The organism is Pseudoalteromonas sp. S408 (genome assembly GCF_005886645.1).
GTDB lineage: Bacteria > Pseudomonadota > Gammaproteobacteria > Enterobacterales > Alteromonadaceae > Pseudoalteromonas.
The window spans coordinates 25,291-51,442 of the sequence record NZ_PNDY01000012.1 but is presented as its reverse complement, the minus strand read 5'-3'; the positions used below and the strand labels follow the sequence as shown (position 1 = coordinate 51,442).

23 protein-coding genes are annotated in these 26,152 nt (G+C 38.7%); 13 read left to right on the top strand and 10 right to left on the bottom strand.

The annotated features are described in order from the left end of the window. Window positions 1-65: 65 nt before the first annotated feature. Window positions 66-497, top strand: a complete 432-nt coding sequence (locus CWB62_RS11050; RefSeq protein ID WP_058404103.1) for a MarR family winged helix-turn-helix transcriptional regulator — start codon at window positions 66-68, stop codon at window positions 495-497. Between the two features lie 54 nt (window positions 498-551). Here CWB62_RS11050 and CWB62_RS11045 read toward each other — a convergent pair whose 3' ends face one another. Both CWB62_RS11045 and CWB62_RS11040 read right to left on the bottom strand, forming a co-directional pair. After that, the gene (locus CWB62_RS11045) at window positions 552-3,689 is read right to left on the bottom strand and encodes a TonB-dependent receptor (protein WP_138530350.1); all 3,138 of its coding nucleotides are present in this window, start codon (window positions 3,687-3,689) and stop codon (window positions 552-554) included. 301 nt (window positions 3,690-3,990) lie between these two features. Continuing rightward, window positions 3,991-4,842, bottom strand: a complete 852-nt coding sequence (locus tag CWB62_RS11040; protein WP_138530352.1) for a S1/P1 nuclease — start codon at window positions 4,840-4,842, stop codon at window positions 3,991-3,993. 219 nt (window positions 4,843-5,061) lie between these two features. Between CWB62_RS11040 and CWB62_RS11035 the strand changes: the two genes are divergently transcribed. Together CWB62_RS11035 and CWB62_RS11030 are read left to right on the top strand one after the other, a co-directional pair. Then, complete coding sequence (locus CWB62_RS11035) at window positions 5,062-5,958, top strand: type 2 periplasmic-binding domain-containing protein (RefSeq protein ID WP_171034622.1); 897 nt, start codon at window positions 5,062-5,064, stop codon at window positions 5,956-5,958. Continuing rightward, window positions 5,951-6,895, top strand: a complete 945-nt coding sequence (locus tag CWB62_RS11030) for a hypothetical protein (protein ID WP_058404071.1) — start codon at window positions 5,951-5,953, stop codon at window positions 6,893-6,895. Before CWB62_RS11035 ends, CWB62_RS11030 begins: the two co-directional genes overlap by 8 nt. A gap of 26 nt (window positions 6,896-6,921) precedes the next feature. On the opposite strand, the gene ushA is transcribed toward CWB62_RS11030, so the two are convergent. Both ushA and CWB62_RS18640 read right to left on the bottom strand, forming a co-directional pair. Continuing rightward, window positions 6,922-8,547 (bottom strand): bifunctional UDP-sugar hydrolase/5'-nucleotidase UshA, encoded by a 1,626-nt coding sequence (gene ushA / locus CWB62_RS11025; RefSeq protein WP_138530354.1) that lies wholly within the window; start codon window positions 8,545-8,547, stop codon window positions 6,922-6,924. 93 nt (window positions 8,548-8,640) lie between these two features. Then, complete coding sequence (locus tag CWB62_RS18640) at window positions 8,641-8,811, bottom strand: hypothetical protein (protein WP_171034623.1); 171 nt, start codon at window positions 8,809-8,811, stop codon at window positions 8,641-8,643. A 220-nt stretch (window positions 8,812-9,031) separates the two neighbouring features. Between CWB62_RS18640 and CWB62_RS11020 the strand changes: the two genes are divergently transcribed. Beyond that, window positions 9,032-9,781 (top strand): peptidylprolyl isomerase, encoded by a 750-nt coding sequence (locus CWB62_RS11020; RefSeq protein ID WP_138530356.1) that lies wholly within the window; start codon window positions 9,032-9,034, stop codon window positions 9,779-9,781. A gap of 52 nt (window positions 9,782-9,833) precedes the next feature. Here the strand turns inward: CWB62_RS11020 and CWB62_RS11015 are convergent, their stop codons facing one another. After that, window positions 9,834-10,250 carry an MAPEG family protein gene (locus CWB62_RS11015; RefSeq protein ID WP_058404074.1) on the bottom strand — a complete coding sequence of 139 codons (417 nt, stop codon included), beginning with the start codon at window positions 10,248-10,250 and terminating at the stop codon, window positions 9,834-9,836. Window positions 10,251-10,424: 174 nt separating this feature from the next. Here CWB62_RS11015 and CWB62_RS11010 point away from each other — a divergent pair, with 174 nt between their 5' ends. Next, window positions 10,425-13,310, top strand: a complete 2,886-nt coding sequence (locus tag CWB62_RS11010; protein ID WP_138530358.1) for an insulinase family protein — start codon at window positions 10,425-10,427, stop codon at window positions 13,308-13,310. A gap of 82 nt (window positions 13,311-13,392) precedes the next feature. Here the strand turns inward: CWB62_RS11010 and CWB62_RS11005 are convergent, their stop codons facing one another. Beyond that, complete coding sequence (locus CWB62_RS11005; RefSeq protein ID WP_138530360.1) at window positions 13,393-14,775, bottom strand: Na+/H+ antiporter NhaC family protein; 1,383 nt, start codon at window positions 14,773-14,775, stop codon at window positions 13,393-13,395. A 304-nt stretch (window positions 14,776-15,079) separates the two neighbouring features. On the opposite strand from CWB62_RS11005, the gene CWB62_RS11000 reads away from it, so the two are divergent. Further along, window positions 15,080-15,577 carry a GNAT family N-acetyltransferase gene (locus CWB62_RS11000; RefSeq protein ID WP_349303969.1) on the top strand — a complete coding sequence of 166 codons (498 nt, stop codon included), beginning with the start codon at window positions 15,080-15,082 and terminating at the stop codon, window positions 15,575-15,577. Here the strand turns inward: CWB62_RS11000 and CWB62_RS10995 are convergent. The 4 genes from CWB62_RS10995 to CWB62_RS10980 all read right to left on the bottom strand — a co-directional run bounded on the left by CWB62_RS10995 (window position 15,574) and on the right by CWB62_RS10980 (window position 20,302). Next, window positions 15,574-16,182 carry a PqiC family protein gene (locus CWB62_RS10995; RefSeq protein ID WP_058404078.1) on the bottom strand — a complete coding sequence of 203 codons (609 nt, stop codon included), beginning with the start codon at window positions 16,180-16,182 and terminating at the stop codon, window positions 15,574-15,576. The two genes, CWB62_RS11000 and CWB62_RS10995, sit on opposite strands and share 4 nt — an antisense overlap. Continuing rightward, window positions 16,182-17,837 (bottom strand): intermembrane transport protein PqiB, encoded by a 1,656-nt coding sequence (pqiB, locus tag CWB62_RS10990; RefSeq protein ID WP_138530364.1) that lies wholly within the window; start codon window positions 17,835-17,837, stop codon window positions 16,182-16,184. Before pqiB ends, CWB62_RS10995 begins: the two co-directional genes overlap by 1 nt. Further along, window positions 17,834-19,000: a paraquat-inducible protein A gene (locus CWB62_RS10985; protein ID WP_249310805.1), complete on the bottom strand. Its 1,167-nt coding sequence runs from the start codon at window positions 18,998-19,000 to the stop codon at window positions 17,834-17,836. Before CWB62_RS10985 ends, pqiB begins: the two co-directional genes overlap by 4 nt. A 486-nt stretch (window positions 19,001-19,486) precedes the next feature. Next, the gene (locus tag CWB62_RS10980) at window positions 19,487-20,302 is read right to left on the bottom strand and encodes a thioesterase family protein (RefSeq protein ID WP_138530366.1); all 816 of its coding nucleotides are present in this window, start codon (window positions 20,300-20,302) and stop codon (window positions 19,487-19,489) included. A gap of 241 nt (window positions 20,303-20,543) precedes the next feature. Between CWB62_RS10980 and dnaK the strand changes: the two genes are divergently transcribed. The 7 genes from dnaK (at window position 20,544) to CWB62_RS10945 (ending at window position 26,070) form a co-directional block, all read left to right on the top strand. Then, window positions 20,544-22,460: a molecular chaperone DnaK gene (dnaK, locus tag CWB62_RS10975; RefSeq protein WP_138530368.1), complete on the top strand. Its 1,917-nt coding sequence runs from the start codon at window positions 20,544-20,546 to the stop codon at window positions 22,458-22,460. Window positions 22,461-22,661: 201 nt separating this feature from the next. Then, window positions 22,662-23,801: a molecular chaperone DnaJ gene (dnaJ, locus tag CWB62_RS10970; protein WP_138530370.1), complete on the top strand. Its 1,140-nt coding sequence runs from the start codon at window positions 22,662-22,664 to the stop codon at window positions 23,799-23,801. 86 nt (window positions 23,802-23,887) lie between these two features. Then, a complete protein-coding gene (ybaK, locus tag CWB62_RS10965) occupies window positions 23,888-24,349 on the top strand; it encodes a Cys-tRNA(Pro) deacylase (protein WP_138530372.1) in 462 nt (153 codons plus the stop codon). Window positions 24,350-24,453: 104 nt separating this feature from the next. Continuing rightward, window positions 24,454-24,858, top strand: a complete 405-nt coding sequence (locus CWB62_RS10960) for a DUF1761 domain-containing protein (RefSeq protein WP_058552966.1) — start codon at window positions 24,454-24,456, stop codon at window positions 24,856-24,858. A 56-nt stretch (window positions 24,859-24,914) separates the two neighbouring features. Further along, entirely contained in the window at window positions 24,915-25,292 is a 378-nt protein-coding gene (locus CWB62_RS10955; protein WP_058404084.1) for a response regulator, read from the top strand. Between the two features lie 111 nt (window positions 25,293-25,403). Then, entirely contained in the window at window positions 25,404-25,655 is a 252-nt protein-coding gene (locus tag CWB62_RS18865) for a hypothetical protein (RefSeq protein ID WP_058404085.1), read from the top strand. A 151-nt stretch (window positions 25,656-25,806) separates the two neighbouring features. After that, the gene (locus CWB62_RS10945; protein ID WP_138530374.1) at window positions 25,807-26,070 is read left to right on the top strand and encodes a CBU_0592 family membrane protein; all 264 of its coding nucleotides are present in this window, start codon (window positions 25,807-25,809) and stop codon (window positions 26,068-26,070) included. Window positions 26,071-26,152: the final 82 nt, after the last annotated feature.

The window sequence follows — 26,152 nt, the reverse complement described above, 5'->3', positions numbered from 1 at the left end:
ATTGCTCTCTGGAGGCGTTTGTAAATAAAAATGAACAGTCAGTAAACCTATTTAACGGAACAACAATGAAACTCAATTTAGATACTTTTTTAGCGTATCAACTAATTAATGTTGCAAGTTTGGTGAGTAATGATCTTGCAAAGGTATATCAAGCTAAATTTGACTTAACGATACCTCAATGGCGAATTTTGGCTAACTTAGCGCAATTTGGTCAAAGTAATGCTAAAAACCTATGTGAGCAGGCAAATATGGATAAATCGACCGTGTCGCGTGCAATAAAAATATTAGTAGAAAAAAAGTTGTTAATAACTCAAATAAATTCAGAGGATAAGCGCGCAGCAATACTTTCATTAAGTGAATCGGGAAAGGAGTTATATAAAAAAATAGTACCCGAAGCGTTAAAGTGGGAAAAAGAATTATTGGCATCGTTAAACACACATGAGCAAAGCTTATTAGTAAGTGTACTTAATAAGCTAAAAAATAACTTACAGGCATAAAAAAGCCCATCAAATGATGGGCTTTTATAATTTTGACTAATCTAACAAATTAGATTAGAAAGTGTAACGTACACCTACACGCATTTCCCATAATGACGCACCAGTTTGCACTGAAGTATTTGCGTTATTACCGTTAAAGCCTGAGTAAACGTAACGACCTTGGTCATCAATAGATGTTGAGATCATGCTTGCGCCTACGAAAGGACCTTTCTTAAGTACGCCCCAGTCATCATTTAGCATGTTTGTAAGGTTGTCGATTACGAAGAATGCTTCACCTTTATGGCCTTCCATAAAGCCTGGTAGTTCTTGTGTAACTTTAAGGTTAAACTTAACAAACCAATCTGAATTTTGCTGGTTACGGCCTGCAATTTCACCGCGTTTAAGTCCTTCAGAAGCAATGAAGTCGTTGAACTCATTGATTTCATCAGCCGACATGTTGTAAACAACGTTAGGATCGTTTTCAAGTGGAACGTACATTAACTGACGGTTGCCATTCCAGTTGTTATCACCAAAGGTAGTGTTGCGGTTAGCATCTGTGTTATCGCTACCATCAAACGTGAAGCTGTAAGGTAGGCCTTTGTATGCTTCACCGTAAAGGTTAAAGCGTGTTTCATAGCCGTCTACAAATTCGTGTTTGTAACCAAGCGTCATAGTGAAGCGATGCGGAATTTCATAATCTGAAGACGCAACACCTGGGTTACCTGGATTAGTAAGTGCGATGTTACCGTAGTTAGAACCGGCTACAGAACTAGTCATTGGGTTTACATCGTCTGCATCTGTATATGCATAACCAAAGCTAAAGTTAATGCCGTTGTCGTACATTTTGCTGATTGCAGCAGAGATAACAGAAGAGTCACCACTATCACCACTAACATTCGTTAATAAATACTCATTACTACGTCCTTCGATTGACTCGTAAATAGGACGGCCATCAAACGTAGTTTCACCGCTTTCTCGAAGTGCGATATCACGCATCAATGCAGCGTCTTTTTTCTTCGAGTATAAGTAGTCTACAGAGATTACGTATTCGTCTTCAGTTGTGTATGTAGCACCTAGTGAATATTTCCACTCTGAAGGAATTTCAAAATCTGGGTCTACAGCATTAACTGTTGCATCGCCTACACCAATTTCTGTATTTGCAACAATGTCAAACATACCTTGTGGTACGTCAAAACCAGGTGTACCGCCGTTTACGTTAGCTGTATTGAATAAATCTACACCACGGAATTGCGTACTAATGTTTGTAATACCGTCGTTAGAGTACGAATTAGACAACCATACGTTCGGGTTACCACCAGAGAACAAGCCTAAGCCAGCACGAACTTCAAGCTCATCTGTTGCATACCATTGGAAACCAACACGTGGTTGCAGTAAGTCAATACCGTCAAATGTAGACTGATTGCTGAAACCATAACGGTTAGTGAAGTTTTGGTTAAAGTTAGGAACGTCATCACTTGTGTACTTGTCGTAACGTAAACCAAACTGAATAGTTGCATCTAAGTCAGTGAATGCGTATTCATCTTGAACATAGAATGTATGCTGTGCATATTTAAAGCTTGCAGCCGCATCATTCGGGTTATTAGTACCTGCAGCATTGTTGTAGTAGATACGCGCTGCTTGACCTGCTTCAAAGTCGTCAATTGAGTCAAAGCGCCACTCACCTTCTGTATGCTGTACGAACAAGTTGAAAACAGATAGCTCTTCGAACTCGTAACCAGCAGTAATAGTGTGTTGATCTAAGTAATAAGTACCAGCAACTTTAAATGTAGTTGTGTCGTAGTCTAAATCGTTTGATTGACGAGAGTCATCAGGACCAATGTAAACCGTACCACCATTATCAGTACGGATTTGCATTTCACCAAAGCTACTTGCAGCATCTAATGACTGAACCGTTGCGTCTAGCTCTGATTTACCTAGACGAATTTCAGTAGAAAAATCGTCTGACCAATCAGAATATACAGAACCAATGATTGAAGTAAATTCAGCGCTTTGATCATAGAAGTGGTTTGATAAAGAAACGCGGCTAGAACCTGTGTCCGACTGAGAAATTGTATTACCGTCGTTGTAGTTATAGATTAAGTTTGCACGGTGATCTTCGTTGATGTTCCAATCTAGTTTTACTAAGATTTTTTCATCTTCAACAGGCATGCTTGATGGCATACCGCCAGCATCGTAGCCGTAAACTGATTGAGAAATACTTTGAATACGAGATACATCATCAGCTGTCACACTACCACTGCTAAGGCCGTCGTAGTTAAACTGGCGAACACCTTCAAGCTTTTCGTATGAAGTGAACAAAAATAATGTATCTTCAACAAGCGGAAGACCTACGTTGAAACCGTAACGCTTTTCAGTGTAGTTACCATTATCAACTTCGCTACCTTCAATTTCATCGCCTTTCATTGAATCATTTGTGTAATCGAAGAAAACACCACCATGAACGTCGTTGCCACCAGATTTAGTTACAGCGTTAATGTTACACGATGTAAAGCCACCGTATTGAACGTCAAAAGGGGCTAGTTCAGCTGAAACTTGTTCAATAGAGTCGAAAGAGAAAGGGGCACGGATAGTTGGGTAACCGTTTGAGCTTAAACCGAAGTTATCGTTCATGCGAACGCCGTCAAGCGTTAAGCTGTTGTAACGTGGGTTACCACCACCACAGTTGATTGAGCCACGGCTATCATCGATTGTGATACGTGGGTCAATACGAATAATATCTTTTAAATCACGGTTAATAGCTGGTTGGTTTTCAAGGTCAGTCAGCGTAAAAGTAGACGCAGGACCTGTACCACCAGACATAGCACTGATAGGAGCACCTGTAACTACAATTTGCTCAATGTTAGAGATATTCTCTAAAGAAGCATTTACAGGGTAATCGTTACCAATATTAAGAATAATATTATTGAACTCTTGGTCTGCATAAGTGTCAGAATCTACAACTACTCTGTATGGACCACCAACACGCAGGCCTTTAGCTGTGAAATAACCAGCGTCATTAGTTTCAGTTGTTTTAACTGAGCCTGAAGGAACGTGTAAAATTGTAATTTTAGTGCCAGCAGCAGGGTTGCCGTTAGGACCAGTGATTTGACCTTTAATTGCAGATGTTGTTTCATTTGCAATTGCAGCGCCACTAACACCAACACATGCTGCAATAGCAAGTGATAGGGCCGTTTTGCGTATTTGAGTTTTCATTTAATTTTCCCGTGTAGTTAATAATTAAATTTTTATATTTTTATTTTTTGGTTTTCAAAAAATAAACTAAATGCAGGTTTATATTTTAAAAACCATCGCTATTGTACCCCAATTGTTTGTTACAAATAAAATACAACTGCAATGTTTTTTTAATAAATAGTACAAATTTTGACTATTTTTACGTTTTTTGAGTAATCACTCTATTAGCGAGCTCATACTACCGATGTTTTATGACAAACTTGTGAAATGTAAAACAAGCCTTAACAAAAAATCCCCGTGTGTAGGTTTTATGTGTCACAAATTACATAGATACTTTTTTTAACGCTGTTTCCAGCTCTTTAGCTGAAGGGTCAAACAGTGCGTTTAACAAGCCAGCCAATCGAACACCTGCCTGCAGAAGGCGTGTTTTTACAATAGGTGTATTTTTGTAGACATAGCTGTAGCCAACTTCTTCATTTGTAGACTTATAAAGTGCGTTTGCTAAATTGTGAGACTCTTCAATCCACGTAGTTGGTGTACTTTCTAAATATTCGGCGATTAGTTCGCTGTTGTTAGTGTTTATAAACTGCGCATATTCAGTAAATGATAAGTTTTCGTTTTCAACTAACTTAGTATCCCACAAGCTGTGTAAGTTTGTATCTTGACCAAAAAACGAGACTTTAATACGGTTTCCGCCTCTATCTTCGCTTCTTCCTGCATGGAAGGGTTGATGGCTATCACCGACCAAGTGAACTAAAAAACGTAAACTGAACTGTTTTGAGTCTAAACTACTGTTTTCGTCTTTGAGTGTTTTTATAGAATAGTGGATGCCTTCAAGAATATTGCTAACCGATTCTTTATTATTGGTATGGTTGTGATTGATTGTGAAAGACTTATTAGGTGCGGCATTAATATAGTGCCATCGAGAAGATTGCTTTTGCCAAAACTTGCCTGGATTTGAGCGCATTTCATCAGGCCAAGTTGAAACTTGTGCGAGTGATTCTCCCGCTAAAAATGGTTGAATAGCTGATTTTGTGGTTTCTGTTATATGGGATTCAGCAATTTTACCTACAACACGGTGACCGTTTTGGCCCCAAGCAAGTGAATCGCTACTTGTAAAAATGGCACTAATTAAAAGCGCTGACGTTACCGAATATTTTACATTGCTACGCATTAAATATCCCTTAATGATTTTGTAGTGGTGTTCTGCGTTGTAATGAGGTCAATTGTCCTTACTTTTTATGTAATTAGGAAGGACTCAATAAAATTCATAATTTCTTATTCATATTTATTATTAATCAATAGTTTAGCGGTTATAGGTAAAATTACTTGTTGTAATAAGTAATTAATATTGTTCAAATGAGAGAGTGTTCTACTTTAGGGTGTCTTTAGTTTGGATATTAAAAATAAGCTGTTGCATAAAACTTCAATTGTTACATTTTTGTTTATAGTGATAGTTTTTGCTTGGATGAGTGGTCAATTAATTGTAAACGATGACGAATTAGTATTTCCTATACTTATTGAAACATCAACAGTATGTAGTACCTCGGCGACCGCAAACGACAATGAGCTGATTGTATTTACACCGTCTAAGAACATTGCAGCTGAGCTTTCACAGAAGTTATGTGATGATAGTGTGGTTGCTAAACAGTACGGATCGGTTATTGGTTATTGGGGATACAAAACATCAGACAGCTTAGAGTTTGTAGGTAAAGGAATTGCAGACCTAATTCTCGCAAAAAACAACATCATGACGGCATTTAAGGCTGAATCTACCTATAATTATATGCCAGTTGTCGGTTTTTCTGATTACACCGCATTTTTTATATCTTCAAAAGAAAAACCCATCATTTCAAAATCGTATTTTTTAGACAAAAAAATAGGACTGCTCGATTACCCAACGAGCCGCTCTGGGCATATTCTTCCAAAGCAAGTGTTTAAAGATCTTGCTATAAATATTGCAAATTTAAATATAACATACGCAAGTTCTCACAATGAACTGCGTGACTTATTAGCCAATGGTAAAGTAGATATTATTGCGTCGTTTTGGAAAGAAAGTGATAAAGACCGTTTCTCAAAAAACTATATAACCCCACTTAGCAATAATATAACAGGCACACGTTGGTATTTAAAAATGCAACAAAATAATACTGATTTGTTGTGTTCGGTGCAAAATCACTTAATGAATATGTCTAAAGGGCAAGCCCTACATTACTATCAAAATGTAACCGCATTTTGGCTGTGTGAAAATAATACTGCTGTTTTTAAAGTAGGGGAAAATAATGAGTAGGCGAAAGTTTTTATTAACGTTCTCGTGTATATTTTTAATATTATCGTTTGTGTTTTATATATCTGTAGTGAATAAAACCGAGCGCGCAACTAAACAGCAAAAGGCTCAAATTGAAAAACAAATTGCACTGGATTTAACATTACTCGATTTGCCCAATGAGCTTTATAAGCATGCAGGAAATAAAGAGGCGGTTGTAGCTTATATAGACTCGCTGAATAGTTATTTAAAAACAAGTAATTTGAAAGTCGACAACATTACTTCAGGCTTAATCAGTGAAAACGAGTTAAAAAAAACTCAATTTACAAGCCGTTTAGCGACAAGCGAAGGTCCTGTGATAATTGTTTTTAGTATAAACGAGCATTACTTCACGCCTAAAAATAAGATGTTCTTTTTATTTTTTTTACTTATCAGTCTTTTTGTAACGGTGTGGTTAAAAGTTGTAGAGAGTAAAAAAAGCAGTGTAAACTTAAATAAGAGCATTAACCCCGTTGCATCAACGCCGATGCCTTTAGCGCTCATCATTGACTTACGCAATAAAACACTTTCACATAGTTATGATAAAGAGCAAAGTGTTCAATTAGCTAATAAACCATTGTGTTTTTATCTCGCCCTTGTTGAATACTGTTCAGCGAATAGTGAGGTTACGTTGAATCACAACAAAAATGTCCCTGATGAGCTGATTGAACTTGCTAACAAGTATTTCTACCGTTTAACAGAGCTTGGACATACGATCAGGAAACGCCCGAACTTTAATAATAGCCTTGAGAAAACGTTGAGTGAAATAAGAGCGGGGCTTGACGAAGTATTAAATGAATACCCTGAGGAAAAAGAAATTTACTACCCACCTAAAGCGTATGGAGAAGGTTCACGCTCTCGTTTGCACAGTTACGGGCTTATAAATATAGCGAAGGGAAATATTGAAATAATAGGGAAGTAATTTTGCTTCCCTATTATTATGGGCGTTTATTTAGGGGCAAACTCAGCCGCTTTTATTGGGCTGTGTTGTGATATAAACGTTTTAAGTGCTTGGGCGTCTGTTTCGTCAGTACTTACAAAGCCTTTTAACGTATTTATAGTAGGATAACCATCACCACCAGAAGCGTTGTAACTATTTAAACTCATACGGTATGTTTTGTTTTTATCAAACGGTTTACCATTAATAAATACGTTTGTAAGCTTGTCATCTTTGCGTTCAAACGAAAGCTTGTGATATTGCAAGTAAGCGCCAGCATCAGCAGGAAAGCTTGTAACTGTGTTTAAGTAATCCCATAGCTCAGCGCCTTGCCAGTCCATATAGGTTATACGATTTTTAAAAGGGTGAACTTTTAATATGTCTTTATAACTTATTTCACCCGCATTGATTGAACTGCGAATACCGCCACCACTTATTAACCCAAAATCTGCACCCACAACGTTCATCTGTGCTTGGATAATAACGCGAGCAAGGTTAGTTTGTTGATAGCGTACTTTGTTTCTATCGCCTTCTAATCTAGCATCTACCGAGCCAATAGAGCCTTCAATTTGCTTTGCGCCAATCGCTTGGTACTTAGCTAAAAACGCTTTTAATGCAGGGTCTGGTTTTATATATTCGTTCGCAAGGACTTCTTTTGATGTGCCGTCAGTTTGTGTTTTTTCAACATATAAATTAACTGGCATTAACTTATAATCCAGTAGGCTCAATTCACCATTTTCTAATTTGAACTCAGCTTTACCAACGTACTTACCCCATTCATGAGCTTGCATGATCCACGTGCCATTTTGCTGATCGGGTTTACACGCTAGACCAGGTTTAAAATTATCATCGTTTACATTGTTTGATGCCATACAGACGGGTTCTTGAGAGTGACCACCGATGATCATGTCAAGCGTGTTAGTAGGTAATGAGCGGGCAAGTGTTACATCCCCTGGTGCATTGATACCATGGTTAGCATCAATAAAATGGCCCATGTGCGTTACAGCAATAGTAATATCTGGGTTGTACTTTACTTTTATTTCTTCAGCTAATTTGGCAGTTACTGAAACAGGGTCTTTAAATTCTAAATGACCAATATATTGAGGGTTACCTATTTTAGCTGTGTCGGTTGTCGTTAGGCCAATAACAGCAATAGATAACCCATTTTTTTCAAATATTTTGTAAGGGGTAAAGGCATTTTTACCAGATGATTTTTCAATTATATTTGCTGATAAAAGAGGGAAGTTAGCCCAAGTTTGCTGTTTTTCTAATACGCTTAGCGGGTTATCAAACTCATGGTTACCCAGTGCCATTGCATCGTAGCCAAGTAAAGACATGCCTTTAAAGTCAGGTTCGGCATACTGAAGATCGGACTCGGGTATGCCTGTATTTATATCACCACCAGAAAGTAGTAAAACGCCATGGCCTTTCTTTTTAGCTTCACTGCGCAATTGATCCAGAAGCGTTTTACGAGCGGCCATGCCGTATTCGCCTTTTTCGTTATGCCAAAACCGCCCATGGTTATCGTTAGTGTGAAGCACGGTTAAGTATTGAGGAGAAGATGTTTTTTCGTCAGTTGTTGCTGATGTACATCCCATCACACTCAAAATGATAGAAATAATAAAAATTATGCGCATAAAATACCTATGAATTAAGTTGTACTTAATGTTTTAGGCGGCTAGTTTAAACTAGTTTTGCTTATAAAAAACCTAGTTACTTATATTTTTTGGTTAATCACGAGTTGTTGCTGCAAGCTCCCTTCGCTTTAGTTCAGTGCGAGCGTAGTGTGATTTTTCATGTTTTGTAGCAACCATCCATGTTAAAAAGCTTGCTGGGAGCTTTGTGTATGCTTCACCTTTATGTAGGCCAAAGTCGCAAATTGTGTGTGGTGTGTGTTTCATGTGTGTATCCGTTATCTCTGTTATTTAATAATTAACAATGAGCAAAGTTAAACATTTACTCGGTTTACATTTTCATAGAAGATATAAATCAATAGTGTGTAATTGAAATGTTACCAGAACGGTCTAATTTGTATCAACTGCCTTAAAGCTATCGATTTTTTGAGTCAGTAACCTTAACCTAAACAAAACTTATTAAAAAAATATAATAATAGGATCTAACATGAAAAAACGTTTACTGGGTTCATTGCTCGCTTTACTAAGCTTTGTTAGCCATGCAACCATAGTCGAGATGCAAACCAGCCAAGGTACAATCCAGATTAATTTATTTGATCAGCAAACACCAAAAACTGTAGAAAACTTTTTAAGCTATGTACAAGACGATTCATACAATGAAACCGTTATTCATCGTTCAATAGACAATTTTGTTATTCAAGGCGGTGGATTTACGTTTTCAGACACATTAGACCCTATCACGACCAAACCTGCAGTTATTAATGAACCTGTATTTTCTAATGTTAAAGGTACCATTGCCATGGCTAAGTTAGGGGGCAACCCTAACAGTGCCACTAGCCAATGGTTTTTTAATATGGCTAATAACAGTGCGGGTAGTGCGGCACTTGATACACAAAATGGTGGTTTTACCGTATTTGGACAAATCACTGCGGCGAGTCAGTCAACGCTTGATAAAATTGCAGCGTTAGTTCATTGCGGTGAAACACCAGTAGTCGATATAACAGCAGAGCAATGTGCCAGCAGTGATGTGTCTATTAGCAGTGCTAATTTAGTAACAATCCAAAGCGTTACAGTATTAGATGACGATCCTAATTCGGCAGCCGGATTAACTGTTGTTGAAAATACGCTGATTGACGCCGATAACTCTGATGGCTCAGGCGGTAGCTCGGGTGGGGCTTTAATATGGCTGCTGGGTGCTTTTTTGTTAGCTGTACCACGCCTTAAAAGAAAGAAGTAATCTCATTCACAGCAATTTAAACTGCGCAGCTATTTTATAGCTGCGCTTTACATTAAATAAATAGTCGCCAAATCATCGCAAGCCACATCGCAAATACAGACACGCAGCCAATTAAAAACACATTAAATCGAGCTCTTACGTTATTTGTTCCTAAATGAATAATACTATGTAGAATGCGTGTCGCTACAAATGCGCAGGCCAAAATTGCAACCACTACGCTTGCACTGTTTAATTGCAAAGCTAATAAGCAACCTACATAAAATAAAACCGGTATTTCAAATTGGTTGGTAAAGTTTCTATCGGCCACCCTTACATGGTCACCTGCGTTATCTAATCGCATCGTTGCAAAATCTTTTAAATTGAGCTGCTTATTTTTAGCTGCTGCAAAGCGTCTTCTCCCCATAATAATCATTACAGCTAAAGAAAGGGTGACTTGCACAAACATGGCAAGTATTATTATTTTTTCCATTGTAGTTCCTTGTTATTGTTTTGATTAGTAAGTATGCAGGCATTTTTCACAATGTGTTACACAAAATAACGCTAATTGCTAGAAACTGATCAGCACAAAGTGTTAGTTTATACTATTAAGCTTGCTTTTGAATTAGCATAACCTATTTTGCATCATGCCTTTAATGGAAATAAAATGAAAAAAATTATTTGTCTAAGTGCCATTGCAATCGCTGTTCTCAGCGGTTGTTCGAATACATCTTCACCGGTAGCAACCTCGCCAAAAGCATCATTATTGTCAGACACCTTAGTGGTAAGCCCAAATGATAATAGAGAATATAAAACACTAAAGCTTGCTAACGAAATTGAGGTTATTTTGGTTTCTGATCCAAGTGCCGAGAAGTCAGCAGCATCGTTAAGTGTTGGTGTGGGTTTACTGCATGACCCTATGTCTCAACAAGGTATGGCGCATTATTTAGAGCATATGCTTTTTTTAGGTACAGAGAGATACCCTGATACAAAAGGGTATTCAGATTTCATGACCAAAAATGGTGGGGCGCATAACGCCTATACATGGCTTGAAATTACAAACTATATGTTCAAAATAAATAACGATGCCTTTGATGAAGGGCTTGACCGTTTTTCTGACTTTTTTAAAGCCCCTAAGTTATACCCAGAATATACAGAAAAAGAAAAAAACGCAGTAAATGCTGAGTGGTCAATGCGACGTGAAATGGACTTTTTTGGCCAATTTAAATTAGCACGTAAGATGATGAGTGAGCATCCAGCTAATCGTTTTTTAATTGGTAACCTAGAAACACTAGGCGACAAAGAAGGCAGCTCGCTTCATCAAGAAACTGTCGACTTTTACAATAAATATTACTCGTCGAATATTATGAAGGTGGCGCTTATTTCTAATTTGCCAATTGCAGATATGGAAATAAAAGCGCAAAAGTACTTTGCTGATATAAAAAATAAAAATATTGAAAAACCAACTGTTACGGCCGAACTTGATTTTGATAAAGCCGGTGGTAAACGCGTATTTTACTCGCCAAATGAAGATGTAAAACAGTTAAAGCTTGATTTTACTATTACCAACAACAGCGATGAGTTTGCCGTAAAACCAAACCGCTTTGTTTCATACTTACTTAGTAATGAAATGCCGGGTAGCCCTGCGCAAATACTCAGAGATAAGGGCTGGGTTTCACAGCTATCGGCATCAGCTTCACCAACACAGTATGCAAACTATGGTGCGTTGACGGTTGATATAGAGCTTACTGATTCAGGTATGCAAAACCGCGAAGCAATTGTTGCAGTTGTTATGCAATATATTGATTTAATTAAAAAGGAAGGGGTCGATAGCAAGTACTTTAACGAAATACGTACGTCGCTCAATAACCAATTTAAATTTTTAGAAAAGGGTGACGAGTTTAACTATGTAAGTGCTCTTACGGGTAGCATGCAGGTTTACCCACTTAATCACACGATTAACGCACCTTACCACTATGCAAAATTTGATGCCGACGCTGTTAACAATGTGCTAAACCAGCTTAATGCAGATTCGCTGCGTATTTGGTACATTTCACAGCAAGAGGAAACAGACTCTCAGTTATATTTTTACGACGGTAAATATCGCATAAACGACATTAGCGCTGATGAAATAGCAAGCTGGAAGAAGCCAAGTGAGTTTAAATTAGCGCTCCCTAGTGTGAACAACTTATTACCTGAAAGTTTTGCAATTAAAACGGCTGAATTTAAAGAACAAAAACACCCAGAGCTTGTTTACGATAAACAAGGCATAAAAGTATGGCGTCAAGCTAGCCAGAAATTTGCCGAACAACCGAAAGGGTTAGTTGAGGTATACATAAATACGCAACAAGGTCTGAGCGATATCAGTGCTGAAGTACTCTATTCTGTGTGGGCAGATTTATATAACATTCAGCAAAGCCAATTAAGTACTGAAGCTGCGGTCGCGGGTATGGGCGTAAGGCTTGCACCAAGTAATGGGCTTGTATTATCACTTAATGGATTCACTGATAAGCAAGATGTATTGCTTAAACAAGCATTGAGTGGATTAAACGTTGAGGCTACTTCGCAAGCATTCGAGCAAGCTATTGACCGCTACACTCGTGACTTGTTGAATCAACAAAAGCAATTTCCTTATGCTCAAGCCTTTGGTGCTTACTCTAAGTTAACACGCACGGGTAGTTTTGATACCGATGAATTAATTAAAACTGCAAAATCATTGCGTGTTGCTGACTTAACAACGTTACAACAAGCCACATTCTCTAACAATGATTTACGCGTATTTAGCTACGGTAATTATAACCAGCAAGATATAGAGTCAATAGCAGGTGAACTCACAGCTGTTTTACCTAAAAATCATACGGTGAGCGAGTTTGCTCGTAGTAAAGCGTGGTTGCCACAACCGGGTGAAACGTTAGTATTACAAAAGGATATAGATGTAGCCGATGTTGCTGTGGTTGATATGACCGTTCACCCAATACCGGGTTATAAACAAAAAGCTCAAGCTGCTGTATTACGTGATCACTTTAGAACGATCGCATTTGACAAAATGCGTACGGAAGAGCAACTAGCTTATGCAGTAGGTGCTATTGCAAGTCCAATTGAAGATTATTCAGCGGTTGGTTTGTTTATTCAAACGCCTGTAAAAGGCCCTAAGGAAATTCAAGCTCGCTTCGACCAGTTCAAAAAAGAGTACGCGGTAGAGCTTGATAACATGAGCACTGATACATTTTTACAGCTTAAAAATGCGACTTTGGTGTCACTTAAAGAGCAACCTAAAAACTTAAACGATGAAATGGGTCCTTTGATCAGCGATTGGTACCGAGAAAACTTTAATTTTGACTCCAAACAAAAGCTAATTGATGAAGTAGAAAAAGTAACGCTTGCAGATATAAAACAGTACTACAAGCAAACCATGCTAAACCCACAAGCAGCGCGCTTAAACGTGCAGCTGCGCGGTACTAAGTTTATTGAAAGTGACTTTGCTGATTTACCTAATCAAACCAAAATCACTACGCTTGATGCTTATTACAATGGTATTAAGTTACAAAAATAAGATTGATAAATAGATCAAAAAATAAACCCCCAATGTATTGCTACATTGGGGGTTTTATTTATTTCATTCTACCTATAAGTATTTATGCCATAAAAATAAAGCCAATAACCGCCAATGAAGCCGCTATTAATGTGTACGGCAATTGCGTTACTGCATGGCTCATTAAGTTACAGCCAGAGCCTTGGGCTGCAAGTACAGTAGAGTCTGAATAAAAACACGCTTGGCTACCAAATGATGAGGCCGATAATAACGCGCCAATTACTAATGGAATATTTGCATCAACCGCCGTTGCCAGTGGCATAACGATAGGGATAGACACTGCAAAAATACCCCAGCTAGAGCCTGTAGCAAACGCTAACACTGCCATCGCGATAAATACCACTGCTGGTAAGTATTGCGCCGTCATGTAAGGGCTTAAACTGCCTATAACAAATTGCGGTAAGCCTATTAAATCGCACACATCTTTAAAAATAAAGGCGGCAATTACAGTGCCAATAGCCGGTATCATACTCTTAAAGCCATCAAGCATACGTTCAATCATTTCGCTAACGCTCATTAATTTTTGTAGTGCATAAAAAGGCAAAGTGACCGCCATGGTTGCCAGTAAGCCTTTATATACATCTATTTCAAAGTAAACGGTAAAGGCTACAAGTAAAATTATCGGCAGTAAAAAGTTATGTAATTTCCCTTGAGGATCGGCATCTTCAAAGTTTTCTTCTACTGCTTTTACTGCGTATTCGTCGGCTGTTTGAACATCACTAAATTGCGCAGGATCAACACTGGCTTGCTCTATTTGTGCTATTTTTTCGGCTTTTGTCATGGGCCCAATAGCAGGTATAACACCTAATACCACTAACAAAACCACCAATACTGCAAACCAAGCATAAAACATATAAGGAATTGCTTGAATATATACAGCAATCCCTTTGCCTTCTTCGGCAATGCCGTTATCTACTAATAGTCCGCCAAAAAATACTGCCCAAGTAGATAAAGGGACAAGTACACAAATCGGTGCTGCAGTTGAGTCGACTACATAGGCAAGCATTTCTCGGCTCACTTTAAACTTATCGGTAATGCGTTTCATGGTTTCGCCAACGGTAAGCGCATTTAAGTAATCATCAATAAAAATAACTACACCTAAGCAAAATGTCATAAATAAAGATGAGCGTTTACCTTTAGTGTATTTTAGTGCCAATTTTCCAAACGCTGACGCACCGCCAGTACGCACTAATAAGGCTATTAAAGCACCAAAGCCACCGCATACGAGTATTAACCAACCTATGGTTTCGTCGGTCATGACTTTGAGCGATGTGCTGGCAAAGTTAGCAAGTACCTGAGCCGGGTCGGCTATTACTAACCCAACTAAAGCACCAATAAGTAAAGATAAAATAGGGCGGCGTAAAACAACAGCCAACACAACCACCACCGCCGGTGGCAGTAAACTTAACGCAGAAGGTTCGAGCATTTAAGTGTTCACAAAATTAAAAGCATATTTAAAAATTTAAATTGCTTATACAAAAACAAAGAAGATGATAGTTTGTTGTTAAATCATTTTCCAAGTCACTGCTTTTGTACGCGAGAGGAGTATTTAAACGGTTATGTTAAATTAAAGGTTTAAATAACACGCGTTGGCTTTGGCGCCAGACGGAGCAAGGAATGCATACCGCTATTGTTGTGCCTGTAAAAACATCGGTGCGAAAATAATCTGGTTTTGTATTTCAGTCAATAAAAATTTACCTGCAAAGTAACTTTTTAAAGGATAAAACGTGGTGACCGTATTTAAAACCAAACGCTTATTTCTTCGCTATGCAAACCAGCACGATGCAGCAATATTACTCACTTTAGTGAATCAAGTTAATTTTAAAAAGTATATTGGCGATAAAGCAATTTATACACTTAGTGATGCCAAAAATTATATTGAACAATCATTTATAGCCACGCATAAACACCAAGGGTTTGGCCCTTATATTATTACGTTACACAGTGGTGAAGTGGTAGGAATAGTGGGTTTTTACAAACGGACAGTGTTGCAATTGCCAGATGTAGGTTTTGCCTTGTTAGCGCATCATGAAAAAAATGGTTATATTTTTGAAGCGGCGAAAACGCTTTTACAAAATAGGCACACACTGGGTATTGATCGAGTAAGTGCTATTGCTTCGGAAAATAATAAAGCTTCGAAAAGTGTATTGCTAAAATTAGGTTTTAAAAAAGTGGGCAAGGCGGTTATTAGTGATGATAAAACCGCCATTGATATATATGGTTATTAAAGCTGTGCTTGCTCTATCGCTTTAGCCACATCTAAGTTTATGTTTAGCCAGGTTTGTTCAAGCGTGGCAACTAAACTATCGTAGCCGTCATCTTTTATGGGGAGCACGCTAGAGAAATTATGCACACTAATCAAGCGGCGGCCGGTTTCTGGGTGAGTATAATATAAGCGCCAAAGGCCAGATATATCTGCATTACCTTGCATATCACCATTAAAATGGTGAATTTCGTATTCCAGCTCGTAAAACGTTTGCTGATCTAATTCAGTTATTACGGGCAGCCCCTTAATCACCATCCAATTTGGCATATTTTTGAATAAAGTTTGCTGGGCAGTGGCAGTAAGCATAACGTCAGGAGACTCGCCCCATAAATGATAGTTTGCAGCATGAATTTGATTATTATCAATTTTCATCGCTATGCCTAAATTATTTAACGCGCCTCTTAATACCACAGTTTGTACTCTCAGCTGTGCGCTGGTTTCACTAACATTGCGAGACGATGATTCAATAGGCTGTTCAAATTGGTAGTACTGCGTTGTGGTTTGTATTGCTGAACTACAGCCCGACAATACTAAAAGCACACTTGTTATTAGTAATAGCGTTTTCATTATTGCTTCCTTGGTATTGGATCTGCGGGCAGCGCTTTGTCAAAAATCAGCATGTTTGGTTGCTCATTTAAACCACGTGTCAAAGGTTGTATTTCTTCACTTAAGCGCTTAAATTCACGCAGTGTTTGTTGCAATTGGTGGTGAAATTCAGACCCAGCTTGATAACTTGCCATGGTTTTGTCAAATTGACGCATAGTCACTTCAAACTGCTCCATGCTTTTAGTCATTTTTGCAAAGTTGCGATTTATATCACCAGGTAAGTTTTGAGTATCTTTTTCATTTAATAGCGTGCGTATTTCATTAGCAAGAGACTGGTAGTCGGCAAAGGCAACTTGTATTTGCGCTAAGCTTTCTTCAACTTTTAAATTATTTACTTTGTTTAATACATCCGAAACTTGGTCGGCAAGAACGGTAATCCCACTTGATACACTAGGAAAAACGGTGTACTGGCCCAGTTTTTCAAAGCCAGCTTCTGGTGCGTCGGGGTACATGTCAAAATCAACATAAACTGCACCGGTTAGTAAATTACCGGGCTTTAAAGAGGCGCGCATACCAATGTCTATCCAGCCCTTTAAGCTATCTTTCCAAAAGTCTTTAGCGGTTGCGCTATGGTGATAAATACGTCCATATTCTATTTTTATCAGCACAGGCACTGATGTATTTGCACTTTTAAAGTGGGCTGGTTTGCCATTAACAATTATGTTTGCAGGGGCTTCAACCACTGTACCAATACGGATCCCTCGGTATTCAACCGGGGCGCCGGGTCTGAGTCCTCTAATAGATTGTTCAAAATCTATTATGTAATAGTCAAAGTCGTAAAAGCGTTCTTCGAGTGCTTCTTTATAGCTTTGACTGAGTGAAAAGTTGTGGCCATCGTTAGCTATTTCACCCGGTGTTTGGTTATCGGGTAAGCCAACTGAAATCCCTCCTTTTAAAAGCTTACTCAAAGAACCCGTATTAATATTTATGCCATCGGCAGATAAATCAATTTCTATACCGGCGTTGACCCAAAAAATCGAGTTGTTGGTAATTAAGTTTTGGTACGGCGCTTTTATAAAGATACCGTATTTCATTGCTTGGTTTTCCCAATCAAATGTAGCAGTCTCTATTTGGCCAATTTTATAATTTTTAAAAAATATCCCGGTACTAACATCAAGTACCTCTGCGTTATAGCTAAGTAGTTGGAAGCGACCGCCTTGCACGTCTTTGCCAATGAGCGCAGGCTCTTCTTGGAGGATGAAATGTTCTTTTAGGTTTTCACTTTCACCAGGTGCAAACTCTAAGTACACTCCAGATAATAAGGTGCTCATTCCACTTATACCGGTTTCATCAATACGTGGCTTTACCACCCATATTTTAGCGTCGTCGGTGAGTAGGTCATCATAGTTTTTATCTATTTGAGCCCGTGCAATAACACTGTCTTGAGAGTCGGATAAACGTACGCTGTCAATTTGCCCTATTTTTACACTGCGCACTTTTATCTCTGTTTTACCCGCAATAATACCCTCGGCTTGCGGCATTTCTATATATATAGTGGGGCCTTTATTTGCTTGATATTGATAAAGCATCCACACACCGACAAAAAGCGCTATGGCTGGAATAATCCAGATAGCAGAGATTTTTGGTTCATCTGTTACTTGGGCGGTTTCGGTCATGTTTTGGTCTCTGATGATTTATTTTTAGGTGAATCCCATAACAGGCGTGGATCAAATGAGTGAGCAGCCATCATTTGGCATATTACCATAACGGTGAAAAATGCAATGCCTAAACCTGGTGTCACTGACATTAAATTACCCAGCTGCACTAGCGCTACTAAAATGGCGACAACAAAAACGTCTATCATTGACCATTTACCAATAAACTCAGTGAGTTGGTAAATTCTAGTATAGCTTTTAGTATGCCTGTTTGCGGGTTTTGTTACCATAATACACAAAAAGCTTAGTACACATGCTTTGGCTAAAGGAACAACAACACTCGCAAAAAAAATAATACCCGCAATAGGGTAAGAACCACTTTTCCAGAGTAATATAACCCCGCCGATAAGTGTCGATGGGGTTTCATCACCCAAGCTCGTGGTATTCATAATGGGCAATACGTTTGCTGGTATAAAGCAAACAATAGAAGTAATGAGCCAAGCGGTTGCTTTTTGAACGCTATAAGGGTTACGTACATGTGTTTTAGTGTGGCATCGCTGGCATATGTTACTGGTACAAAGCTGATGACACACATGGCAGGCTTTAATATTTTCGTCGATTGCACGCTTAGCATGTTCAACACCCTCTAACTTCTTTTCAGGTTTAATTTGTGCCCATAGCCTTGGGCGATTTAAGTGCACTAAAGCGGCAATATATAAAAAAACAAAGGCAGCGTAGGCCCAAAAACTTGCGCCAAAGCTTATATCAGCTAAAGACATAATTTTAACCATGCTGACTAACACACCAATTAAAAATATCTCAGACATAATCCATGGCTCAAGTGACAACGTAAACTTAAGTAACCGACGAGCAATACCCTGTGGCAATGTTTTTAAAATACCTAAGTGAAGCGGGATCAAAATAATTAATAAACTCATTGGCAACGCAATAATGCTTAAATCAATAAAAAGCCCCAATAATTCACTATCGTAATTGAACAATATTCGGGCTGCATCGGGTAGGGTAATTGTTTGGGTTATGCCATTACTACTAAAGGATAAAAAAGGGTAAAACATACTGCTTAATAGCATGAGTAGGGCACTAAAACTTAAGGCCACTATGCGATGATCGTGGTTTACGTTTGCTTTGCACAATTTATGATGACAATGCGGGCATATCGCCATTTGCTTAGCAATAACTCTTGGTATATCGATGATCAGGTCGCAGCAGGGGCAAACAGTTTGCAAATTAGTACCAACCAATAAGGCATTTACTTGATTTTGCAATATTTGGGGCTGTAATACAACGCGAACAATTAATTTTTGGATACAGGCCAAGCAATAAAGTATCTGATTGGACTACTTTTTATATATGGGTTTGTTGACCTTTCAAGATTAAGTTTGCTGCACCAGTCTGTTTGGTATTCAGGCAAGGCAGAGCCTATGTAGTGTGGTTATTCACCATAAATTGGCGCTAACCCAGTATTAATACCAAACAGGCGCTGCCTAAGATGGGCTTTCTAGGGGCTATTTCCGCTTTGCTGCCTACATAGATGTAAGCCAGATGAATAAGACAAGAGCAATTACCGAGCCCACAGGGTTACAAACCTGGCGCCGCGATTAAATAGCCCCTAGTTTGAACACATTTCAATCCGCAAAGATCAATAGACCTTAATCAAAAACGGCAACTGTTTGGCGGGTAAGGGCAATAAGCTCACCTGATTGTGACCAAATACACCCATCTTCTAAACCATACCCATCTTTAGAGTGATGCGTGATCGCTTCAAAACCAAGCCACTCGCCAGGCGTTAAATTGGGGGATTGAACAAACTCTAAATACCACGACATACTACTTGCAGGCCCGGGTTGCTTAAACATTTGTAATAACGTGGGCGGCCATGCATCGGTTAATGCAATGATATGTGCCTCTGTAATGGTTTCGGGTGTGTGTTTAAGTCGCATCCATCCACCTAAATGTGATGTGTCTGCCCCTGTAAAAGGCATTGCGCCTTGTTGTGGGCATAAATCCACGTGTTGAAAAAATTCAGGCATTTGGCCTTTTATAAAGGGTAACGTATGGCGCTCGTTAACGGGGCTTAAACCTAACGACTTTGAAACAGGAACATCAATAGCTGACTCTCTATTTTTAGCAAAACAAGCCTGAACAATGACGGCTACTTGCTCATTTTGAATAGCTTTAGCGAGTACTTGTGTGCTGTTTTTACCCTCACGTAATATTTCAACGTACAGTGAAAAAGGGGTATCGGCCAATAAAGGCCCCACAAAATTGGTACTCAATGAAAGAAGGCGGCGGTCATTACTCACTTGGCCTCTAATAGCTTGATATAACAATGCAGCTGATAAACCACCAAAAGCGGTTCTTCCTTGACACCAATTTTCAGGAAATTGCATGGTAAGCGTTAATTGTTCGATTTTATCTGATTGACCTATTTTAGCGGCTTGCTCAAGTAGTTGGTCAAAGTGCATGGGAAATATCCTTTAAAAGTGCAATTTAATAAATTTATAACACAATCAAACTGGTCAGGCCAGTAATTAAAGGCGTGTCAAACGCTCTAAAAATCATCATTCCTTACAATTATTAGGGTTATTTTGTAAATAAATCATAAAAAATGAATTTTTTTTCATTTTTACAGTTGAATTAGTTTTATGGCATCCCTATTTACTAGTCATCGAACGTATTAACGAATTTTGAAGTTGGAGAAGTTTCATGGGTAAAATTATCGGAATCGATTTAGGTACTACAAACTCTTGTGTTGCAGTACTTGATGGTGACAAAGCACGTGTTATTGAAAACGCGGAAGGCGATCGCACAACCCCGTCTATTATTGCTTACACGCAAGACGGTGAAACATTAGTAGGTCAATCTGCTAAGCGTCAAGCGGTTACTAACCCTACAAACACATTATTTGCAATTAAGCGTTTAATTGGTCGTCGTTTTGAAGACGAAGAAGTACAACGCGATATTGGTATTATGCCGTTTAAAATCATTAAAGCCGATAACGGCGATGCGTGGGTAGAAGCAGGCGGCGAAAAGCGCGCTGCACCGCAAATCTCTGCTGAAGTACTTAAAAAAATGAAAAAAACAGCTGAAGACTTCCTAGGTGAAGCCGTAACTGAAGCTGTAATCACAGTACCTGCATACTTTAATGATTCACAACGTCAAGCGACTAAAGACGCTGGCCGTATTGCGGGTCTTGAAGTTAAACGTATCATCAATGAGCCAACAGCTGCTGCCCTTGCTTACGGCATGGACAAAAACAAAGGCGAAAACATTGTAGCTGTATACGATTTAGGTGGTGGTACTTTCGATTTATCAATCATTGAAATTGATGAAGTTGAAGGCGAGCACACATTTGAAGTACTAGCTACAAATGGTGATACTCACTTAGGTGGTGAAGATTTTGATAACCGCGTAATCAACTACTTAGTAGCAGAATTTAAGAAAGACCAAGGCTTAGATCTAAAAACAGATCCACTTGCAATGCAACGTGTTAAAGAAGCTGCTGAAAAAGCTAAAATTGAACTGTCATCTGCACAATCTACAGAAGTTAACCTTCCGTACGTAACTGCTGATGCAACAGGTCCTAAGCACATGAACGTGAAACTAACTCGCGCTAAGCTTGAGTCACTTGTTGAAGATTTAGTAACTAAATCTTTAGAGCCGCTTAAACGTGCACTTGCTGATTCTGATTTATCAGTAGGCGACATCAACGACATTATCCTTGTTGGTGGCCAAACACGTATGCCTTTAGTACAAAAGACAGTTGCTGACTTCTTTGGTAAAGAGCCACGTAAAGACGTTAACCCTGATGAAGCTGTCGCTGTAGGCGCGGCAATTCAAGGTGGTGTACTAGCAGGTGATGTTAAAGACGTACTTCTACTAGACGTTTCTCCATTGTCTCTAGGTATTGAAACAATGGGTTCTGTAATGACAGCTCTTATTGAGAAGAACACGACGATTCCTACTAAGAAATCGCAAACTTTCTCAACAGCAGAAGATAACCAATCTGCGGTAACCATTCATGTGTTACAAGGTGAGCGTAAACGTTCAAGCGACAACAAATCTCTAGGTCAATTTAACCTAGAAGGTATTCGCCCAGCACAACGTGGTACACCACAGATTGAAGTAACATTTGATGTTGATGCGGATGGTATCTTACATGTATCTGCTAAAGATAAAGATACAGGTAAAGAGCAAAAAATCACGATTCAAGCCTCTTCTGGTTTAAGCGATGAAGAAGTTGAAAAAATGGTTCGCGATGCAGAAGCCCACGCTGAAGAAGACAAAAAGTTTGAAGAGCTTGTAGCTGTTCGTAACCAAGCTGATGCAATGGTTCACGGTACACGTAAGCAAGTTGAAGAAGCGGGTGATGCACTACCAAACGAAGACAAAGAAGCCATTGAAGCTGCAGTTGTAGACTTAGAAGCTGCAATTAAGAGCGACAATAAAGAAGAAATTGAAGCTAAAACGCAAGCTCTTGCTGAAAAGTCTCAAAAGCTAATGGAAATTGCTCAAGCTAAAGCGCAGCAAGGTCAAGCAGATGCAGGTGTGCAACAACAATCAGCTAAGCAAGATGATGACGTTGTTGATGCAGAGTTTGAAGAAGTAAAAGACGACAAGTAATTGTTGCTGACGCTTCTAGCTAACCAAAAACACTTAACTCGGTTAGGTGTTTAGGTTAGGATGAACAAACGAGGCGCGCGAGCAATAGCTTGTCGCGCCTTTTGCATGTATTTAAGGTTCATAATTCAATGATAAATCGATGAGATTTATCGGTTTATCCCGCAGCTTACGCTGCAAAATAGAAAGAGTAGTGTGATAGATATGTCAAAACGCGATTATTACGAAGTCCTCGGCGTAAGCAAAGATGCGAGTGAGCGAGACATAAAAAAAGCGTATAAACGCTTAGCGATGAAATATCATCCAGATCGTACCGCAGGCGATAAAGAGCTTGAGACCAAGTTTAAAGAAGTTAAAGAAGCGTACGAAATACTAACTGACGACCAAAAACGTCAGATGTACGACCAATATGGTCACGCAGCCTTTGAACAAGGTGGTGGCGGTGGTCATGGCGGCTTTGGCGGCGGCCATGGTGACTTTGGTGATGTATTTGGCGATGTGTTTGGTGATATTTTTGGTGGCGGCGGTGGTCGACGTCAATCTCGTCAACAACGCGGATCTGATTTACGTTACAACATGGACTTAACGCTTGAAGAAGCGGTTCGTGGAAAAGAAGTAGAAATTAAAATACCTACATGGGTAAGCTGTGATCCTTGTGATGGTAGTGGTGCAAAAGCAGGTTCTAAACCTAAAACGTGTACAACCTGTCATGGTGCTGGCCAAGTTCAAATGCGTCAAGGTTTCTTTGCCGTTCAGCAAACGTGTCCTACGTGTCAGGGGCAAGGTCAAATTATTTCAGACCCTTGTAACAAATGTCATGGTCAAGGGCGTGTTGAAAAAACTAAAACACTGTCGGTTAAAATACCAGCAGGCGTTGATACGGGCGACCGTATTCGTTTATCCGGTGAAGGTGAAGCTGGTGTGCATGGCGCACCAGCAGGTGATCTATACGTACAAGTGTCAGTGAGAGAACACGAGATTTTTGTACGTGAAGGTAATAATTTATATTGTGAAGTCCCTATTAGCTTTACCACATCTGGCTTAGGCGGTGAGATTCAAGTACCGACCCTTGATGGTCGTGCAAAACTTAAAATACCGTCAGAGACACAAACGGGCAAAATGTTCCGTATGCGTGGCAAAGGTGTTAAGTCTGTTCGTAGCGGTGCGCAAGGCGATTTAATTTGTAAGGTGGTTATTGAAACACCTGTCAATCTAAACGAGCGCCAACGTGAACTACTTAAAGAGTTAGAAGAAAGCATGGGCACAGATAGCTCAAAAAACCGTCCTAAAGAGCAAGGCTTTTTTGATGGTGTTAAAAAGTTTTTTGATGACCTAACTAAATAAACATGATTATTGTTTAAAAACGGTGCTTTACAGCACCGTTTTTTTTGCTTTAAATTTGCTAACTCCTCAGTGAAAAGTGAAACGAAATGACGCCTGCAATCGCACTACTAGAAAAACAAAAACTAAAGTTCGAAATACTGAGCTATGAGCACGATGCAAAGAATGGTCACTATGGTTTAGAAGCGGTTGAAAAACTTAATTTAAATAGCGAGCAGGTATTTAAAACACTGGTATTAGAAACACATGAAGGCCAGTTAATAGTGGCTGTAACACCCGTATCTAAACAAGTTAATCTTAAGCTGCTTGCTAAAGTAGTAAAGACAAAAAAAATGGCCTTGGCTGCGCCTCAAAAAGTAAATGCAAGTACCGGTTATATACTTGGAGGTGTAAGCCCGCTTGGTCAAAAAAAACGCCTTCAAACCTACATACATAATAGTGCCAGAGAGTTTGATATTGTATATGTAAGTGCGGGTAAGCGTGGATTGGAGTTAAAGTTAGCCATAGACGATATAGTTCAATTAACACAAGCCACGTTTGCATTGTTTTAATTGTTTGTAGTTATTTAAGTGTCGGTTACATTTTAGTATTTGCTGCTTTAGTTAATATTAACTACATTAAATAGACGTTAGGATTCAGGAAACTTCAGTGCAGTATGAATTTCTCGGATATTAATTTCATTTCAATACTAGTAGCCGCGCTTTCATCGTTTACGCTAAGTAATGTTTGGTATTCAAATATGTTATTTAGACAAGCGTGGTTAGAAAGTTGTGGACTAACAGAGTTAGACTTTCAAGGCGCTAGCAAAAATAAAGCATTTGTGGGTACGTTTTTGTTCTCGTTTGTATCTGCGTTTTTATTATCGATATTTTTAGGAAACGATTCAGATATAGGTTTAAGCGTGGTTACTGGATTTTCTATTGGGTTATTTTGGGTGAGCAGCTCTTTGGGTTTAAGTTATATTTATGAGCAGCGACCAGTGAAACTTTTTTTGATAAACAGTGGTTACTATGTAAGCCAATTTTCGTTAATGGGATTAATTATAGGTGGTTGGCCATAATTAATTTATAAATACAAAATTGTTTATCTTTTTACCTATTCAGGCAACTAAATAATATGAAAATACTTGTTGTTGATGATATGCCACTGATGCGACATGTATTAATTAACATGCTTAGAAATTTAAAATACCTTGATTTAGTTGAAGCAACAGATGGTATTCAAGCACTTACATTATTAAAAAAGCAGCCGTTTGATTTAGTTATCACAGATTTATATATGCCAAAAATGGATGGCAAAGATTTACTAAATAGAATAAGAAATGACGAACAGCTTACCTCAATTCCTGTCTTAATGGTGACATGCGAAGATAACTCTAAAGCTATAAAAAATGTAATAGCAGCTAAAGTATCAGGCATTATTGTTAAACCTTTTAGTCTTAAAGTGCTGAGTGACCACTTAGACCGTGTTTTAGCCGCAGCCCATAAGCCATAAACAAAACAACTTAGGTACGCCCTAGCAATTACATCTGTTTTAATTCAAGGACGACTAAATTAAACTTGCCGTATTATACCTAAAATATAATCGTTCAATTACGGAGGTGTTTTGGCACAACCAAACAAAAAAGGCCCAACAAAAACCGTTGATATTTTTTGCTCTTCATGCAAAACGCAGCTTTTTAAATACCGAAAGGGAGGCAAAGGAGCACTTGTTAAATGTTTTAAAGAACGTATATCTCAAGACTTCACAAAAACTCCTTGTATTTGCCCAAGTTGTGAGCGGGCTTTTGCAAGGCCCGCTTTAATTCGCGGTGCACCTGCCTATAAAATGATTGGTGGAAAAGTTACATTTAAATAAGCTAAAAATATAAGCGGACATATGCCCTTGTTTGAATCTACTTTGTTGTTATGATCTCCCGGTTTTGCTGTTTCAATGAATGAAAATATACCCTCCCCATGGATTGGGCCAGTTTTTTGGGTTATTTAAAAAATGGATAAAGGATAGTTTCGTGATAGCACTCTTATTTGACATCATCGGTATGACAGGTACTTTTTTAGTTGTAGGGTCGTTTTTTTTACTTCAGTTAGGTAAAACAACACCAACCAGCCTGACATACAACATGATGAACTTAACAGGAGCGATTTTATTATTAATTAGCCTCTGTTATAACTTTAATTTGGCAAGCTTTGTGATAGAAGTATTTTGGATCGCAGCCTCATTAATTGGTTTATATAAGTACCTAAAAAATAGATCAGCATTAGCGACTAGTTAATTTTGATATGTTCGCCGTAGGCCTTTTGTTTACGGCGTTTCTTTAAATACTCCTTTTTGATTTTTTGTTCCTTAAATCTTTT